Genomic DNA, 16,647 nt, shown 5'->3' on the forward strand with positions numbered 1-16,647 from the left:
CGATGCAATTGCGTAAATTACTTTTGCCAGGGCTGCTTTCCGTTACCTTACTGAGCGGTTGTTCGTTGTTCAACGGCGAAGAAGATGTGGTGAAGATGTCGCCACTGCCGACGGTGGAAAACCAGTTTACGCCGTCCACGTCCTGGAGCACCTCTGTCGGCGACGGTATTGGCGAATTCTACTCTAATCTGCACCCAGCTTTTGCTGATGGTGTGGTGTATGCCGCCGATCGTAAAGGTACCGTTAAGGCCCTGAGCTCAGGCGACGGTAAAGAGGTATGGTCGGTTAACCTGGCTGAGAAAGACGGCTGGTTCTCACGTGCGCCTGCGTTGCTTTCCGGTGGCGTCACTGTTTCCGGCGGTCATGTTTATATCGGTAGCGAAAAAGCCAAAGTTTATGCGCTGAATACCAGCGACGGTAGCGTCGCATGGGAGACGAGCGTTGCGGGCGAAGCGATGTCTCGTCCGGTCGTGAGCGACGGCATGGTCCTGATCCATACCTCCAACGGTCAGTTGCAGGCGCTGAACGAAGCCGATGGGGCGATAAAATGGACCGTTAACCTTGATATGCCCGCACTCTCCCTGCGCGGTGAATCCGCGCCGGCTACCGCCTATGGCGCCGCTATTGTTGGCGGTGATAACGGCCGCGTCAGCGCGGTGCTGATGCAGCAAGGGCAAATGATTTGGCAACAGCGCATTTCTACAGCGACCGGGCCGACTGAAATCGATCGTCTTAATGACGTTGATACGACGCCGGTTATCGTGAACGGTGTGGTTTATGTGCTGGCTTATAACGGCAATCTGACAGCGCTTGATCTGCGCAGTGGTCAGATTATGTGGAAACGTGAACTGGGCTCGGTAAACGACTTTATCGTTGACGGAAACCGTATTTACCTGGTAGACCAGAACGATCGCCTGCTGGCGCTGACCACCGATGGCGGCGTGACGCTGTGGACGCAAAGCGATCTACTGCATCGTCTGTTGACGGCGCCTGCGTTGTATAATGGCAACCTGGTTGTTGGCGATAGCGAAGGTTATATGCACTGGATCAATCCCGAAGATGGTCACTTTGTCGCTCAGCAGAAGGTGGACAGCTCAGGCTTCCTGACCGATCCGATCGTTGCTGACGGTAAGTTGCTGATCCAGGCCAAAGACGGCACGCTGTACGCGATTACGCTTTAAATACGGCAGTTGTCTGGTTTTGAGAAACGGCCCCTGGCAGACAGGGGCCGTTTTGACTTTTTAAAAAACGTCGCGATATACGGCGTTGTATCGATTTTTGTATGAGGCATTTAACATGATACCTGTGGTCGCGCTTGTCGGGCGCCCTAACGTTGGAAAATCCACGCTTTTTAACCGCTTAACGCGCACTCGTGATGCGTTGGTCGCGGATTTTCCGGGGCTGACTCGTGACCGTAAGTACGGTCGTGCTGAAGTGGAAGGCCGTGAATTTATCTGTATCGATACTGGCGGGATCGACGGTACCGAAGATGGCGTTGAGACGCGGATGGCGGAGCAGTCGTTGCTGGCGATTGAAGAAGCGGACGTAGTGCTGTTTATGGTCGATGCGCGTGCTGGTCTGATGCCTGCGGATTCGGCGATTGCTAAACATCTGCGCTCTCGTGAAAAGCCAACCTTCCTGGTGGCAAACAAAACTGACGGTATTGATGCCGATCAGGCGATTGCTGATTTCTGGTCGCTGGGGTTAGGCGATATTTATCCGATCGCTGCTTCACATGGTCGCGGCGTGACCAGCCTGCTGGAGCATGTGCTTCTGCCGTGGGTTGACGAAGTGAATCCGCCAGAAGAAGTTGATGACGACGCGGCATACTGGGCGCAGTTTGAAGCGGAACAGAACGGTGAAGACGTTGCCGAGCCGGAAGATGACTTTAACCCGCAGGATCTGCCAATTAAGCTGGCCATTGTCGGTCGCCCGAACGTAGGTAAGTCAACGCTCACCAACCGCATCCTGGGCGAAGAGCGTGTGGTGGTTTACGATATGCCGGGCACGACTCGTGACAGTATCTATATCCCAATGGAACGTGATGAGCGTGAATATGTGCTTATCGATACCGCGGGCGTGCGTAAGCGCGGTAAAATATCTGACGTTGTAGAGAAATTTTCGGTTATCAAAACCCTGCAGGCAATTGAAGACGCTAACGTCGTGCTGCTGGTGATTGATGCGCGAGAAGGTATCTCCGACCAGGATTTGTCCCTGCTGGGCTTTATCCTCAATAGCGGTCGCTCGCTGGTGATTGTCGTCAATAAATGGGACGGTCTGAGCCAGGAAGTGAAAGAGCAGGTGAAAGAGACCCTGGACTTCCGTCTGGGCTTTATCGATTTTGCCCGGGTGCATTTTATCTCCGCGCTGCACGGTAGCGGCGTCGGCAACCTGTTTGAATCCGTACGTGAGGCCTACGACAGCGCAACCCGTCGCGTGGGCACCGCGATGCTGACCCGCATCATGACCATGGCTGCCGAAGATCATCAGCCGCCGCTGGTGCGCGGTCGTCGCGTGAAGCTGAAATATGCCCATGCTGGTGGCTATAACCCACCAATCGTGGTGATCCACGGTAACCAGGTGAAAGATCTGCCGGATTCTTACAAACGTTATCTGATGAACTACTTCCGCAAATCGCTGGAAGTGATGGGGACGCCTATTCGTATTCAGTTCAAGGAAGGGGAGAACCCGTTTGCCAACAAACGCAATACCCTGACGCCGAACCAGATGCGTAAGCGTAAGCGCCTGATTAAACATATCAAGAAAAGCAAATAAGCGATCCACTGGCGAGAAATACGAAGCCGCATCTGTGAACGTGAACTGCACCCTAAAAGTTGGACACCGACTAAGTAAGGTGCAGTTTTTTATGGCAAAGCCAACGTATTTTTTGAAACAAGATGAGGTGTTATTAATCAGTACTGCTCTGGAAAGAGCTCAATATCCCACTTAGCTTTTTGCTGTAGTAAGAACATTGCTATAGTGACGGGCCGGAATCAGGCGGCTTGATAATATTGATATTTTTATCTTTGAAGATTAATTTAGCCTGATCGTCTTACCCGAATTTTCCCGGCGCCCAAATTCTGTAGATCATATATTATTTAATATTAGTCAGACGGATCTCCTGTGTCATACCGCGTAAACTACTATTTTTAATAGGTAGACTGATGCGGTTGGTAAAGAACAATATTGATTTACTATTCAACGCATACTCTGGATGTTTATCAACTGCCCGGAGAGAGTCAAATGAACATCAAATTAGTGACTATTTCGTTGCTTGCTGCTGGTTTTATCCTGGCGTCAGATATGGCTATCGCCAAATTGGCTCCGTTAACAGATAACCAGGTGAAGCAGAGGATTATTGACGACTCTATCGCTTCCTACCCCGGTACATGCGCCTGCCCATTTAATACGGCACGTAACGGAAGTTCATGCGGTCGCCGCAGCGCCTGGAGCAAAGCCGGAGGTTACTCGCCGATTTGTTATAAAAAAGAAGTGACAAAAGAGATGGTTAAAGAATGGCGTCAGCGGAATCAATGAGTTGAAATTCGTGATTCGGATACAGCGGTTTTGATGTTTTCAGCCTGCTAATCCTTTTTATCTTGCTATATAAATAATTTAATTGGCAGGATCGCCCATGTCTATTTTTTTAACACAGCGTTATTCACCAATAGTGAAACGATGCCAGTGCCGGAGTGGTAAAACTGAGGTTTTCTTGTTTGTGAGACCGGGGTGAGTAGTAAAGCCAGTTCAAATATAAACTGGCTTTTATGATGGTTAGAATTTCATACTAACGCCAGCGGTAACCGAACGCCCCGGTGCGGGTTGACGTCCCCACGGGCTGGTGTCTATTCCGCGGAACCAGTAATCACGATTAAAGAGATTATTGATACCAATATAACCGTTCAAAACGGTGTTGCCGGATTTGTAGAGATCGCGGCTAACCTGTGCGTTCCATACCCAATAGGATGGCAGTTGTCCTGCTGAGCCGGTGCTATTTTCATCAAGCGTGTTTGCTGCATCGGAATAAGATTTACTGAAGTAGTAACCCGCGAGAGTAAAGGTTGTACCACGCCAGTCATAATTACCGTCGAGTGTTACCTGATTGCGCGAGGCGTATGGCACTTCTTTTCCTCGGTTGACGCCATTACGTTGTTCTGCCTGCAGATATGCGTACCCTGCATGCAATTTTAGCCCGCTAACCACGTCTGGACTCCAGAACCCTTCCAGCTCAATCCCCTGATGTCGGGTACGGCCTATATTGAGATAGCTGTCTGATGTGCTGTCGTAAGAGATTTGATCTTTATAGTCGATCCGGTAAATATCCGCATGCAGGCTGATGTTTTTTGTCGGCGTATAGCGCACGCCGCTTTCATAGTTCCAGGCCAGCTCCGAGTTGACATCTCCGCCTTTTACAATTTGCGTGACCTGTACGGGGCGAAGGCTCTTTTGCATATCAGCATACAGGAACCATTGCGGCGTCATTTGATAACCTACGGTCAGCCCGGGTAACCACTGGTCGTCAGGGGAAGAGGTATGCAGACCCGTATTGTTGTCAGTGTACTTTTCGCTGACATGTTCGAAACGCATACCCGGAGTAATAGTTAATGAATCATCGAAGAGTTTTATGGCGTCGCTGATGTAACCGGCCCAGGCCTTATCATTAAAACTCCAGTCGCGGGTTACCGCGGTTGTACCTGTGGCGAGGGTTTTCTGGCGTACCTGATAATCAATTTTTTCACTGACAAAACGACCACCAATGATCCACTGTTGATTGACGTTATCGCCCGTAATATCCATGCTCAGACGTGGCTCCGTACCCCATACCTTAAAGTGTCGTGGAGAGTTTTGTACGATGTCTGCAGGTAGCGAAGGGTTCCATGTCTGGCCGGAGACTTTACTCATTCCGACATGAAAATCGCGATCGGAGTTATGCCCGAAAAATAGCCAGTTAAATTCGGCAGAGTCGATGATTCCCAGGGATCCTAATAGCTGGTTATAGACAGCGCTGTAGCGTTTGGTATGGCCATCATAATCGTCCCACGGACGAGTGCTCTGCCTGCGATCATGCTGATAGTCCTCAGCCGATAGCGCGCCGGCGAGATCTGCATGTGCATCGTAGTATTGGTATGAGAGGTTTAGGGTTGTGTCTTCATTGATGTTCCAGAGACCTCTTATGCGGAAATTTTGCACTTTACTGTCGCTGTGTTCGCGGAAAGAGTTACCTTTTACCTGATTGGCTTCAACCTGCAAGCCAAAATCATCGTTCAACATTCCGCCAGTTCTCAGGTAGGTGTCCCACAGGTTGCGGCCCTTACCATAAAAGGTGGCTCGCTCTGAGATCTCATTCTCCCATTTCAACGGGATGGGTTTACTGATCAGATTTATTACGCCGCCGACATTGTTGGGACCGTACTGTACAGCCGCACCGCCGCGAACCACATCGATACGGTCAATGGTGGCAAACGTCACCGGGAAAAGCGACATTCCCTCTTGTCCGTATGGTGCCAGCGCCAGGGGGATCCCATCTTCAAGGATTTGCGCTCGGCCGCTACGACTGTCGTACAAACCGCGGATCGCGATTTGTGGCAGAATTCCGGTCCCCGTTTCATCCTGAATTTTTACTCCGGGAACGCGCTGTAGGGCATCATCCAGTGTGCGATTCGCCCCTTTTTCTAATTGTTCATTGCTGATAACGGTCCGGCTTCCGGCCCATGTTTTTACCGCTTCAGCGCGAGAGTCACCGAGGATGTTGCCATTAACTACGATTGTTTGTTCAGCAGCGGCGCTGGCGTTTCCTGCCATCAGGAGTGTTATTAATGTTGCTATCTTCGAGTACTGCATTTTTATCCCTGAATAATGGTTGTTATTAATAATGATTTTAATAAACATTATCATTATTAATTGTGGGTCGGTATCTACCCGAAAATGAAATGATGTTGTCAAGGGTTGGTTTGGTGGCCTGGTTAAAGGGCGGATATGGTGTGTAATACGACAGGTTTCAGTGAGAAAAGCAGGAAAGACGCGCCACAGAGAGTGTGATTACTGTTGAACTTAAATAGAGACTTAACCTAAATCAAAATTTTTGATAAAGATGTTTAAAGTTTATGAATGAAACTATTTTATGGGGCAATTATTAGGTTGTTCCGGTCCACTGGACGAAACCGTCGGAAGTGTATCGCTCATCAGCAGGTTGCTGTGCGGTAACGGATACCAGGTGAAAACAAAAAATGCGCTATTTTCACCATATCAAACCGAAAAGGCAGTTATGTACGCAGGCTTTATCAAACCTGAAACATGATAAAATCGCGCAAGACCAACTTCATCAGGAGTCACTATGGAATTTGATTGCCCCGTATGCCGCGCCCGGCTTGAGGTACAGGCCAATAGCATTCATTGTGAGCATTGTGCGAAAGATTTTGCAGTGGAAGCTCGCTGCCCGGAGTGCCATAAGCCGCTGGACGTTTTAAAAGCCTGCGGCGCGGTGGATTACTTTTGTCAGAACGGACACGGGCTGATTTCGAAAAAACGCGTTGAGTGGGAAGCGGTAGAGTAACTGGCCTTACTTCTTTTTTACCCGGGTTTTCTTCACCGGCGTAACCGTTTTTACCTCGCTCTCTACCCAACCATCGTTCAGGCGAGTGGTGAGGAGATCGCCTTCGCGTACCTGTTTGGTCTGCTTCAGCACGGTACCGTTGCTGGCGGAAGTCACGCTATAGCCGCGGGCGAGGGTGGCCAGTGGACTGACGACTTCCAGGTGCGTGACCATATTACCGAAGCGTTCGCGCTGTTCAGCAAGTCGTGCACGGATGTTTTCCGCCAGTCGGTATTCGAGTTGCTGAATACGGCTCTGGGCACGGTGAATACGCGGCTGCGGGTTTTGCTGATTCAGGCGCTGTATGGCGCGCTGCTGGCGCTGGTCGGCGCGCTTCATTTGCGCCTCAAGGGCGAAACGCATGCGCTGACGCAATCTTTCCAGTTCCGTTTGCTGGCGAGCCAGCCGCAACTGGGGATGCTGCTGTTGCAGGCGGTGAAAAAGCTGGGTAAAGCGACGATGGCGGTTGGCAAGGAAGTAGTCCATCGCCATTTCCAGACGCTGCTGCCCGGATTGTATCTGGCGCAGCAACTCCTGCTGGTTACGGCTGACAATCTCCGCCGCGGCGGAAGGCGTTGGCGCCCGTAGATCAGCGACGAAATCAGCGATAGTGACGTCGGTTTCATGGCCTACCGCGCTGACGATTGGAATTTGACTGGCAAAAATCGCCCGCGCGACCCGCTCGTCGTTAAAACTCCATAAATCTTCCAGTGAACCGCCGCCGCGCCCGACGATAAGCACATCGCACTCCTGACGTGCGTTGGCCAGCTCAATCGCGCGAACGATCTGCCCTGGGGCGTCATCGCCCTGAACGGCGGTCGGGTAAATAATAACCGGTAGCGAGGGATCGCGACGCTTGAGCACCTGCAAAATATCGTGCAGTGCGGCGCCGGTTTTTGACGTAATAATGCCGGTGCAGTGTGCCGGTGAGGGGAGGGGCTGTTTATGCTGCTGATCGAACAACCCTTCTGCAGACAACATCACCTTGAGCTGCTCATACTTCTGCTGAAGCAGACCTTCACCTGCTGGCTGCATACTTTCAACGATGATTTGATAATCGCCGCGTGGTTCGTAAAGGGTAACATTCGCGCGCACCAGCACCTGCTGCCCGTGCTGTGGGCGAAAAGTGACGCGGCGGTTGCTGTTGCGGAACATCGCGCAGCGCACCTGAGCGTTATCGTCCTTTAAGGTGAAGTACCAGTGGCCTGATGATGGCTGGCTGAAATTTGAAATCTCGCCGCTAATCCATACCTGCCCCATTTCACGTTCCAGCAGCAGACGAACCGCCTGATTCAGGCGACTTACCGTGTAAATTGAGGGTGACTGGGATGGAAACATGTGAGCAAGATCAAATTTTAAATCAGCAGGTTATTCAGTCGATAGTAACCTGCTCAGAGGGGATCGCAAGTATTATTTTCAAAAAAGGGTAGATGCAATCGGTTACGCTCTGTATAATGCCACGGCAATATTTATCCACCCTGGTCGAGATATTGCCCATGCTACGTATCGCTAAAGAAGCTCTGACGTTTGACGACGTCCTCCTCGTTCCCGCTCATTCAACCGTTCTGCCAAATACCGCCGATCTCAGCACTCAGTTGACGAAAACCATTCGTCTGAATATTCCTATGCTCTCCGCAGCAATGGATACCGTGACCGAGGCGCGTCTGGCAATTGCTCTGGCACAGGAAGGCGGCATCGGCTTTATTCATAAAAATATGTCCATCGAGCGCCAGGCTGAAGAAGTCAGGCGTGTGAAGAAGCATGAGTCCGGCGTGGTAACCGATCCGCAGACCGTCCTGCCGACCACCACGCTGCGGGAAGTGAAAGAACTGACCGAACGTAACGGTTTTGCGGGTTATCCGGTGGTGACTGAAGACAACGAACTGGTCGGTATTATCACCGGTCGTGATGTGCGTTTCGTGACCGATCTGAATCAACCGGTTAGCGTTTATATGACGCCGAAAGAGCGTCTGGTCACCGTTCGCGAAGGTGAAAGCCGCGAAGTGGTGTTTGCCAAAATGCATGAAAAACGCGTTGAGAAAGCGCTGGTCGTGGATGACAGCTTCCATCTTCGCGGCATGATCACGGTTAAAGATTTCCAGAAAGCGGAACGTAAGCCGAACGCCTGTAAAGATGAGCAGGGCCGCTTACGTGTTGGCGCCGCAGTTGGCGCAGGCGCGGGTAACGAAGAGCGCGTAGATGCGCTGGTTGCTGCGGGCGTTGATATTCTGCTGATCGACTCCTCTCACGGTCATTCCGAAGGCGTATTGCAGCGTATTCGTGAAACTCGCGCTAAATATCCTGATCTGCAGATTATCGGCGGCAACGTTGCCACCGGCGCGGGCGCGCGGGCGCTGGCTGAAGCGGGCGTGAGCGCGGTGAAAGTAGGGATCGGTCCTGGCTCCATCTGTACCACGCGTATCGTCACCGGCGTGGGCGTTCCGCAGATCACGGCAGTATCCGATGCGGTTGAAGCGCTGGAAGGTACCGGTATTCCGGTGGTTGCTGATGGTGGTATCCGTTTCTCCGGCGATATCGCCAAAGCGATTGCCGCAGGCGCGGCGGCGGTAATGGTTGGCTCTATGCTGGCCGGTACCGAAGAATCCCCGGGCGAAATTGAACTTTATCAGGGGCGTTCTTATAAATCTTACCGTGGTATGGGTTCCCTTGGCGCGATGTCCAAAGGCTCCTCCGACCGTTACTTCCAGAGCGACAATGCTGCCGACAAACTGGTGCCGGAAGGTATCGAAGGCCGCGTCGCCTATAAAGGCCGTCTGAAAGAGATCATTCACCAGCAGATGGGTGGCCTGCGCTCCTGTATGGGGCTGACCGGTTGTGGTACTATTGATACACTACGGACCAAAGCGGAATTCGTGCGCATCAGCGGCGCGGGTATCCAGGAGAGCCACGTTCACGACGTGACCATCACCAAGGAATCCCCGAACTACCGGATGGGCTCCTGATTTTCATCGCCCGGCCATGTGCCGGGCGATTTATTTAACCTGTATCACTTGCCTCGGAATTATCGTCAATGACGGATAACATTCATAAACATCGTATTCTTATCCTGGACTTCGGTTCTCAGTATACCCAACTGGTTGCGCGTCGCGTGCGTGAATTAGGTGTCTATTGTGAACTGTGGGCATGGGACGTGACTGAAGCTCAAATTCGTGAGTTCAATCCTAACGGCATCATTCTTTCCGGTGGCCCGGAAAGCACTACCGAAGATAACAGCCCGCGCGCGCCGGAGTATGTCTTCGAAGCAGGCGTGCCGGTATTTGGCGTATGCTACGGTATGCAGACCATGGCGATGCAGCTTGGCGGTCATGTTGAAGCGTCCAATGAGCGTGAATTCGGCTATGCGCAGGTTGAAGTTCAGACCGATAGCGCGCTGATCCATGGTATTGAAGATGCGCTGAGCGCGGATGGCAAGGCTATGCTGGATGTCTGGATGAGCCACGGCGATAAAGTTACCGCCATTCCGTCTGACTTCGTCACCGTCGCCAGCACCGAAACCTGCCCGTTTGCCATTATGGCTAATGAAGAGAAGCGTTTCTATGGCGTGCAGTTCCATCCTGAAGTGACCCATACTCGTCAGGGACTGCGTATGCTGGAGCGCTTTGTGCTTGAGATCTGCCAGTGTGAAGCGCTGTGGACGCCAGCGAAAATTATTGACGATGCCATCGAGCGTATTCGTCAGCAGGTCGGCGACGATAAAGTGATCCTTGGCCTGTCAGGCGGCGTGGATTCCTCTGTTACCGCGATGCTGCTGCACCGCGCTATCGGCAAAAATCTGACCTGTGTATTTGTGGATAACGGTCTGCTGCGCCTGAACGAAGCACAACAGGTGATGGATATGTTTGGCGACCGTTTCGGTCTGAACATCGTTCATGTGGAAGGCGAATCCCGCTTCCTGGCCGCGCTGGCTGGGGAAAACGATCCTGAAGCGAAGCGTAAAATCATTGGCCGTGTGTTCGTTGAGGTATTCGACGAAGAGGCGCTGAAGCTGGAAGATGTTAAATGGCTGGCGCAAGGCACTATCTACCCTGATGTCATTGAGTCTGCGGCCTCCACGACCGGTAAAGCGCACGTCATCAAATCTCACCACAACGTGGGCGGACTACCGAAAGAGATGAAGATGGGCCTCGTTGAACCGCTGCGTGAGTTGTTCAAAGATGAAGTGCGTAAGATTGGTCTCGAACTGGGCCTGCCATACGACATGCTGTACCGTCATCCGTTCCCGGGGCCGGGTCTTGGCGTTCGCGTGCTGGGCGAAGTGAAGAAGGAGTACTGCGATCTGCTGCGTCGCGCGGATGCTATTTTTATTGAAGAGCTGCACAAAGCCGATCTGTATAACAAAGTGAGCCAGGCGTTCACTGTGTTCCTGCCGGTTCGCTCCGTCGGCGTGATGGGCGATGGTCGTAAGTACGACTGGGTGGTGTCCCTGCGCGCGGTAGAAACCATCGACTTTATGACCGCCCACTGGGCGCATCTGCCGTACGATTTTCTCGGCCGCGTGTCTAACCGCATCATCAATGAAGTCGACGGTATTTCCCGCGTGGTGTATGACATCAGCGGTAAACCGCCGGCAACAATAGAGTGGGAATGATTTCCCTCAATTTTCTATGACTGATTTTAATGGCTGAATGAAACCCTCTGTTTTGCAGAGGGTTTTTTACGCCTGGTCTTCAGGGGCCAGAAGAATAGTTTTAAATCCAGCTGCGAACACATCTGTCGCGGGTAATGGCATGGAGATGCTCAAGTTTCGCTTTTTGTTGGCCAATGATGAAATCTTTTATGGCAGGTAATATGATCCTCTGCCGTTGAAAATCAAGTATTTTCAATGAGCATGGGGATAAGCGGAAAATGACCAAACAGGATATTTATCAGTCAATAATAGTTATGCGCCAGATATTCGGGTTGCAGATCAAATTGTTCAGGCACGAATTATAACGCTGTTCATGGTGTCTGTCAGGATGAAGCTCTGGGATGAGCTGAGTTATTGCCAATGTATTGATTAACCGGTAATAAAAGATAACCACGCCATAATGGTTACTGCTGATGTCAGAGTATAGCCTACGCCTTCTCCTGCCATATAACGACGCATGGTCATATTCATATTACCTACCTGAATTTTCTCATATTTCTCTTCGTGCGTGGCCTTGATGATCGTTCGAAATGCAGCAATTCCATTGGTCAATAAAAGCGAACAGAAGGCAGCAACGGCAAAGGTTAGCATGTTATCCATGGTCATCGATTTCAAAAGGTCTGTCAGTTGAAGTTGAGAGATATTTTATTTCAGATATCGGCAGATTTCAGATTAAAATTAGCTATCAATTCCATCGTTCCAGACTTTAATGCACACCGTCGGGATAAATGTGACCGTGCCGGAGAAAATAAAAGGCAAGGAATCGTACCACTGTATTCAGTCAAAAAAACGTAATGCCCTCTGTCCGGAGGCGGCATAGTCAACAATTGCCGCCTGGTGTTCGATAATGCCACCCTCACGGTCGGACACTTTGTCATCCATCATCCAGCCCGATTTTATGGCCCAACTGTCAGTTTGTAACCGTATCTTCGGAGTACCATTCTGGTTGTACTGTATTGACGGTTTCCAGTCTTCTGCCCGGTATCGCGATGAATCAATGGCATCATTGCCGCCAGACGTGATGCGGCATCAGGACTGCTGCGCGTTTATTTTTGCACGGGTGCTTTTGCTGGATCGGAAGGTTCAACGGTGATGGTTGATTGCTGTGATTGCTTTTTGTCCTGATGATGATACCAGGCACCGATAGAAGAGTAGACAAAGCGTCCAAAGAAGAAGATAAAGCTGATAAGCAGTACGATACGGGTCATGCGACGGTTAAATCGATGTCGTTTACGCATACTGGATGCCTGACTCACAAAAGGTTCCTTCAAGTATACCCGGCGAATGGGCGATGTGCGTATTAAGGCACAGGAAAGCGGAAGGGTCAATTGATGAGAAGGCAAAAATCCGCTGTTCAATATATTACCAAATGTTATATAAGAGAATTGTTGTATTGACATATTTTCTGCTTATAGCGAGCAGATGCTAAAAAACAGGGCGTTATCAATATAGGCCAGGCGATTTATTGATTTATATCAATCGTCTGTCGTCGTTGATAACTAAAATCACCAGCCAGTTCCGCGTTGTTAACCCTGGTATGATTATGATGGCTGGTTAGATGCCCACCCGACTATTTTGAGGTGGGATTTAGGGATATCCGTATAACATCAATGAAGATAATTAAACTTTACAGGCAATATCGTGATAAATGGTGGGCGCTGCCGTTCGTCTTACCCGTTGTTCTGCTCCCCATGTCAAGATGGGCCAATACCACCGTATTGCTGGAGGGGAGAGACGTCTATCTTTACTATTTACCCTTGGCAATGGTACTCAGCCTGATGATGTTTTTTGGCTGGGCTTCGTTGCCAGGCATTATTCTCGGTTTGTTACTTTCCATTACGCACGGTATGACGCTGGAAAATTCCATTTGCGTCATTTTCCATTTTCTTATTCCGGCAGTTTTATGCCGGGGCGGATACCATATTTTTGTGCCGCGCAGGCAGCAAATTTCACTTTGTCACCCAAGAGCAATGCCTCAGCGGCTTTTCTGGCAGGTGTTTATGCCATCTGGTATCTTTCTTATTCTCTGGCAACTCGCTGAGTGTCTTGGTATTCAGCCGCAGGCGATGCACCTGATGGAGATAAACCCTTTAAGTTTGCATTCGCTCATCACGTTTCAGGCTTTGATGGTGGGGTGTTTAACCGGGGGAATATTGTGTTATTTTTTAATTCGTATCATCCGGCATCCACCGTATATCCGCGGGGTTATTTCTCAAATCAGGCTGCAAAGTGATCCGAAAGTAACGTTCCCGGAGATCTTTTTATGGGCTGCGGCGCTATGCATGTTATTCATTCTACTATTAATGCCGTTAAGTCGTGCGAGTACTATTCTTAATACATATTATACGTTGTCATGGCTTATGCTGGTCATGCTATGGGGGGCAATACGCTTCGGCTGTTACGTTATTTCGTTAATTTGGTTGCCCGTTCTCATTGTTCTTATTCACTTTCATTATCAATACCTGCCGTTATCTCTGACTTATAATAACCAATTGGCTATAACTTCTTCCAGCTATCTGGTGTTCTCTTTTATTATTATTTATATGTCGATGCTGGCGACGCGACAACGAACGATTTGCTCGCACAGGCGGCGGATGGCTTTACTGGATCGGACGATTAACTTGCCTAATTTGCGCGCATTGAGCCGCGAACTCAATTACACACCCCGGTCGGTACTGTGCCTTTTACGTATTCCGGGGCTGGAAATACTGGGGCATCACTACGGCATTCTGCTGCCCGTTCAGTACAAACAGCAACTGGCCGGGGTGCTCAGCAAGTTATTACAGCCGGGGGAAGATATCTATCAAATGACCGGGCATGGGCTGGCGATCCGCCTCAACAGCGAAGGTCATCATCAACGAATCCCCTTGTTATATGAGCGGATTCAAACGTTTCGCTTTGTCTGGAATGATATGCCATTACAACCACCAGTGGGAGTGAGCTATTGTAGCGTCAACTCTCCGGTGAGCCGTCTGCATTTGCTGCTTGGTGAACTCAACAGCGTGACCGATCTCTCGCTGGCTACCGGGGAGCCGGAAAATTTACAGCGCAGTGGCGCGATCAATTTGCAGCAGCAGCTAAAAAATAAAATCACAATGATGAATCAACTGATGAAAGCGCTGGAACAGGATCGATTTCTGCTGATGGCCCAGCCGATAGTTGGTATCCGCGGCGACAGTTATCATGAAGTCCTGCTCAGGGTGCGGAATGACAATGATGAGATCATTATGCCGGAGACTTTTTTGCCGGTAGCAGAGGAATTGGGTCTCTCAGCGCGTATTGATAGCTGGGTTCTGGAGCGTACTCTGGCATTTATGGACAGGCAGCGTAATACTCTGCCGGGAATACGCCTGATCATGAATGTTTCGCCTTTTTCCGTGAACAATAGCCACTTTCATCGGCAGGTGAAAATGCTGCTGATCCGCTACGATATTGAGCCCTGGCAGCTTATTTTTGCACTGACTGAAAACCATTTTCGGGGCAGCCCGGAACGGGCGCGGAATACGCAGGCGTACTTGCAGGAGATGGGCTGTCGCGTAGTGATGGATGAGTTTGGCCACGGTTATTCCAGCGACGCGCAACTGAAAATGATCAATGCGGATCTGGTGAAAATTGACGGTGGTTTTATTCGTAATCTACTGAGCAGTAGTCTTATCTATCAGACCGTCGCATCCATTTGCCTTGTTGCGCGAATGCACAATATGCAGGTGGTGGCCGATTATGTCGACACGCCAGAAATTCGTCAGGCGGTAATTTCGCTGGGGATTGACTATATGCAGGGTGATGATATTGGCAAGCCTGTCCCGCTTGAGAAGCTGGTGATGCCCGCTGATAGCGATGGGCCGGGGGGCGGCCCATCGGGGATGACTTAACCCTCGGCGTCAGGTTTTTCTTCGCTGATCTTCAGCAACCAGTCCGGAACGCCTTGCCAGTATTCCTGCTCTTTCTCCAGATCGAGCAGTACCAGCGCATTCTGGCTGAACCAGTCATGGGGGAACACCAGCGTCCAGTGGTTGGCTTCGGTCTTCAGCGTGAGGGTCGGCGGCGTTGTCGTCGCCTGACGCTGGTTATTCAGCAGGACGCCAAGGCGCAGAAGCTGAATCAAAGGCAAAAACTGCTTTTTCTTAAACAGCGTAAAACGCGGCAAATCATCCAGCTTAATGGCTTTCCGATGGTAGCGGACCAGCGTCGCCATCAGCATTTGCTGTTCCTGATTAAAGCCCGGCAGATCACTGTTTTGCAGGATATAAGCCGAGTGGCGATGCATTCCGCTGTGATTAATATTTAAGCCGACTTCATGTAGCATGGTTGCCCATTTCAGCAGCGCCTCCAGATGCGGATTAGCCAGCTTAGGATTTTGCTCCTGCCACTGCTCAAACATATGGGTGGTTGTCTCCAGTACCCGCCGCGCCTGCTCACGATCGATATTGTACTGGTTGGCCAGACTTTGTGCGGTGCGGCTACGAATGTCCTGATGACGGAACCGGCCCTCCATCTCGTACAGCACGCCTTCGCGCAGCGCGCCATCGGACAAACGCAGCTCTTTAATCGCCAGCGCGTCGAATACGCCGCAGAGAATTGCCAGGCCGGGAGCAAACACGGCCTTACGATCTTCCGATAAGCCCGGCAGGTTCAGCGAGTCGTAATTTTTGTATTTCAATAGCTCATCAACCAGCATTTCGAGGCGTTCCGGGGTAATAACGCCATCTTTCTCGCCCATCGCCACCAGCACTTCATGCGCGGCTTTGATGGTGCCGGATGCGCCGAGGGCGACGTTCCAGCCCTGAATACGGAACTGCCAGGCCAGCGTTTCCAGCTTTTGCACGGCTGACAGGCGTGCGCGCTGGAAATTTGCTTTACTGATAACGCCGCCAGGAAAATAAACCTGGGAGAAGCTCACGCAGCCCATCCGGCGGCTTTCCACCAGACGGGGTTCAAAATCTTCGCCGATGACCAGCTCGGTAGAACCGCCGCCGATATCAATAACCAGCTTACGGCCTCGCTCCGGTTGCGTATGCTCCACGCCCATAAAAATCAGACGCGCTTCTTCGTTGCCGGGGATAATTTCAATCGGATAGGGGATGACCTGCTCGGCGCGCTTGAGAAATTCCGCCGCGTTGGTTGCCTGGCGTAGCGTATGAGTGCCGACAATGCAGACGCTTGAGGGATCGAACCCCTGCAAGCGCTCGGCAAACAGCGACAGACAGTTCAGCCCGCGTTTGATGGCCTCTTCGCTGAGGAGAGAATTTTCATCCAGACCGTCAGCCAGGTGTACACGCTGCTTCAGACGACCGATGATCTGCATTGCTCCGTCGACGACACGGGCGATCACCATATGAAAACTGTTCGAACCGAGGTCGACCGCAGCAAACTCTTGTGGCCGGGGGGCATTTTCGTTTATTGGCAT

At 51.0% G+C, this 16,647-nt stretch carries 12 protein-coding genes; 7 read left to right on the top strand and 5 right to left on the bottom strand.

What is annotated here, in order from left to right; all coding sequences use genetic code 11:
• The first annotated feature begins 2 nt into the window (after positions 1 to 2).
• From bamB to FE839_RS12140, 3 genes are all read left to right on the top strand, one after another.
• A complete protein-coding gene (bamB, locus tag FE839_RS12130) occupies positions 3 to 1,181 on the top strand; it encodes an outer membrane protein assembly factor BamB (RefSeq protein ID WP_138361058.1) in 1,179 nt (392 codons plus the stop codon).
• A gap of 115 nt (positions 1,182 to 1,296) precedes the next feature.
• Positions 1,297 to 2,775: a ribosome biogenesis GTPase Der gene (der, locus tag FE839_RS12135; RefSeq protein WP_138361059.1), complete on the top strand. Its 1,479-nt coding sequence runs from the start codon at positions 1,297 to 1,299 to the stop codon at positions 2,773 to 2,775.
• 468 nt (positions 2,776 to 3,243) lie between these two features.
• Positions 3,244 to 3,537: a hypothetical protein gene (locus FE839_RS12140; protein ID WP_138361060.1), complete on the top strand. Its 294-nt coding sequence runs from the start codon at positions 3,244 to 3,246 to the stop codon at positions 3,535 to 3,537.
• A gap of 237 nt (positions 3,538 to 3,774) precedes the next feature.
• Here FE839_RS12140 and FE839_RS12145 read toward each other — a convergent pair whose 3' ends face one another.
• Complete coding sequence (locus FE839_RS12145) at positions 3,775 to 5,841, bottom strand: TonB-dependent receptor family protein (RefSeq protein WP_241675627.1); 2,067 nt, start codon at positions 5,839 to 5,841, stop codon at positions 3,775 to 3,777.
• 493 nt (positions 5,842 to 6,334) lie between these two features.
• Here FE839_RS12145 and FE839_RS12150 point away from each other — a divergent pair, with 493 nt between their 5' ends.
• Positions 6,335 to 6,553 carry a zinc ribbon domain-containing protein gene (locus tag FE839_RS12150; protein ID WP_138361061.1) on the top strand — a complete coding sequence of 73 codons (219 nt, stop codon included), beginning with the start codon at positions 6,335 to 6,337 and terminating at the stop codon, positions 6,551 to 6,553.
• 6 nt (positions 6,554 to 6,559) lie between these two features.
• Here the strand turns inward: FE839_RS12150 and xseA are convergent, their stop codons facing one another.
• A complete protein-coding gene (xseA, locus tag FE839_RS12155) occupies positions 6,560 to 7,930 on the bottom strand; it encodes an exodeoxyribonuclease VII large subunit (protein WP_138361062.1) in 1,371 nt (456 codons plus the stop codon).
• Between the two features lie 158 nt (positions 7,931 to 8,088).
• Between xseA and guaB the strand changes: the two genes are divergently transcribed.
• Complete coding sequence (guaB, locus tag FE839_RS12160; RefSeq protein ID WP_138361063.1) at positions 8,089 to 9,555, top strand: IMP dehydrogenase; 1,467 nt, start codon at positions 8,089 to 8,091, stop codon at positions 9,553 to 9,555.
• A 68-nt stretch (positions 9,556 to 9,623) separates the two neighbouring features.
• Entirely contained in the window at positions 9,624 to 11,201 is a 1,578-nt protein-coding gene (gene guaA, locus FE839_RS12165) for a glutamine-hydrolyzing GMP synthase (RefSeq protein WP_138361064.1), read from the top strand.
• Positions 11,202 to 11,609: 408 nt separating this feature from the next.
• On the opposite strand, the gene FE839_RS12170 is transcribed toward guaA, so the two are convergent.
• Together FE839_RS12170 and FE839_RS12175 are read right to left on the bottom strand one after the other, a co-directional pair.
• Complete coding sequence (locus FE839_RS12170) at positions 11,610 to 11,831, bottom strand: hypothetical protein (RefSeq protein ID WP_142502377.1); 222 nt, start codon at positions 11,829 to 11,831, stop codon at positions 11,610 to 11,612.
• 455 nt (positions 11,832 to 12,286) lie between these two features.
• Positions 12,287 to 12,478, bottom strand: a complete 192-nt coding sequence (locus tag FE839_RS12175; protein WP_171034871.1) for a YfgG family protein — start codon at positions 12,476 to 12,478, stop codon at positions 12,287 to 12,289.
• Between the two features lie 372 nt (positions 12,479 to 12,850).
• On the opposite strand from FE839_RS12175, the gene FE839_RS12180 reads away from it, so the two are divergent.
• On the top strand, positions 12,851 to 15,112 hold the full coding sequence (locus tag FE839_RS12180) for a sensor domain-containing phosphodiesterase (RefSeq protein WP_138361067.1): 2,262 nt from the start codon (positions 12,851 to 12,853) through the stop codon (positions 15,110 to 15,112).
• On the opposite strand, the gene ppx is transcribed toward FE839_RS12180, so the two are convergent.
• Positions 15,109 to 16,647, bottom strand: a complete 1,539-nt coding sequence (ppx, locus tag FE839_RS12185; protein WP_138361068.1) for an exopolyphosphatase — start codon at positions 16,645 to 16,647, stop codon at positions 15,109 to 15,111. The two genes, FE839_RS12180 and ppx, sit on opposite strands and share 4 nt — an antisense overlap.

This window comes from Klebsiella indica, from assembly GCF_005860775.1.
Classification (GTDB): domain Bacteria; phylum Pseudomonadota; class Gammaproteobacteria; order Enterobacterales; family Enterobacteriaceae; genus Klebsiella; species Klebsiella indica.

What these genes read in the sequence shown, in the direction of transcription:
- FE839_RS12180 (WP_138361067.1), top strand. Translation starts at nt 12,851, where the DNA reads ATGAAGATAATTAAACTTTACAGGCAATATCGTGATAAATGGTGGGCG.
- FE839_RS12170 (WP_142502377.1), bottom strand. Translation starts at nt 11,831, where the DNA reads ATGCTAACCTTTGCCGTTGCTGCCTTCTGTTCGCTTTTATTGACCAAT.
- der (WP_138361059.1), top strand. Translation starts at nt 1,297, where the DNA reads ATGATACCTGTGGTCGCGCTTGTCGGGCGCCCTAACGTTGGAAAATCC.
- xseA (WP_138361062.1), bottom strand. Translation starts at nt 7,930, where the DNA reads ATGTTTCCATCCCAGTCACCCTCAATTTACACGGTAAGTCGCCTGAAT.
- FE839_RS12150 (WP_138361061.1), top strand. Translation starts at nt 6,335, where the DNA reads ATGGAATTTGATTGCCCCGTATGCCGCGCCCGGCTTGAGGTACAGGCC.
- FE839_RS12140 (WP_138361060.1), top strand. Translation starts at nt 3,244, where the DNA reads ATGAACATCAAATTAGTGACTATTTCGTTGCTTGCTGCTGGTTTTATC.
- guaB (WP_138361063.1), top strand. Translation starts at nt 8,089, where the DNA reads ATGCTACGTATCGCTAAAGAAGCTCTGACGTTTGACGACGTCCTCCTC.
- bamB (WP_138361058.1), top strand. Translation starts at nt 3, where the DNA reads ATGCAATTGCGTAAATTACTTTTGCCAGGGCTGCTTTCCGTTACCTTA.
- guaA (WP_138361064.1), top strand. Translation starts at nt 9,624, where the DNA reads ATGACGGATAACATTCATAAACATCGTATTCTTATCCTGGACTTCGGT.
- FE839_RS12175 (WP_171034871.1), bottom strand. Translation starts at nt 12,478, where the DNA reads ATGCGTAAACGACATCGATTTAACCGTCGCATGACCCGTATCGTACTG.
- ppx (WP_138361068.1), bottom strand. Translation starts at nt 16,647, where the DNA reads ATGCCAATAAACGAAAATGCCCCCCGGCCACAAGAGTTTGCTGCGGTC.
- FE839_RS12145 (WP_241675627.1), bottom strand. Translation starts at nt 5,841, where the DNA reads ATGCAGTACTCGAAGATAGCAACATTAATAACACTCCTGATGGCAGGA.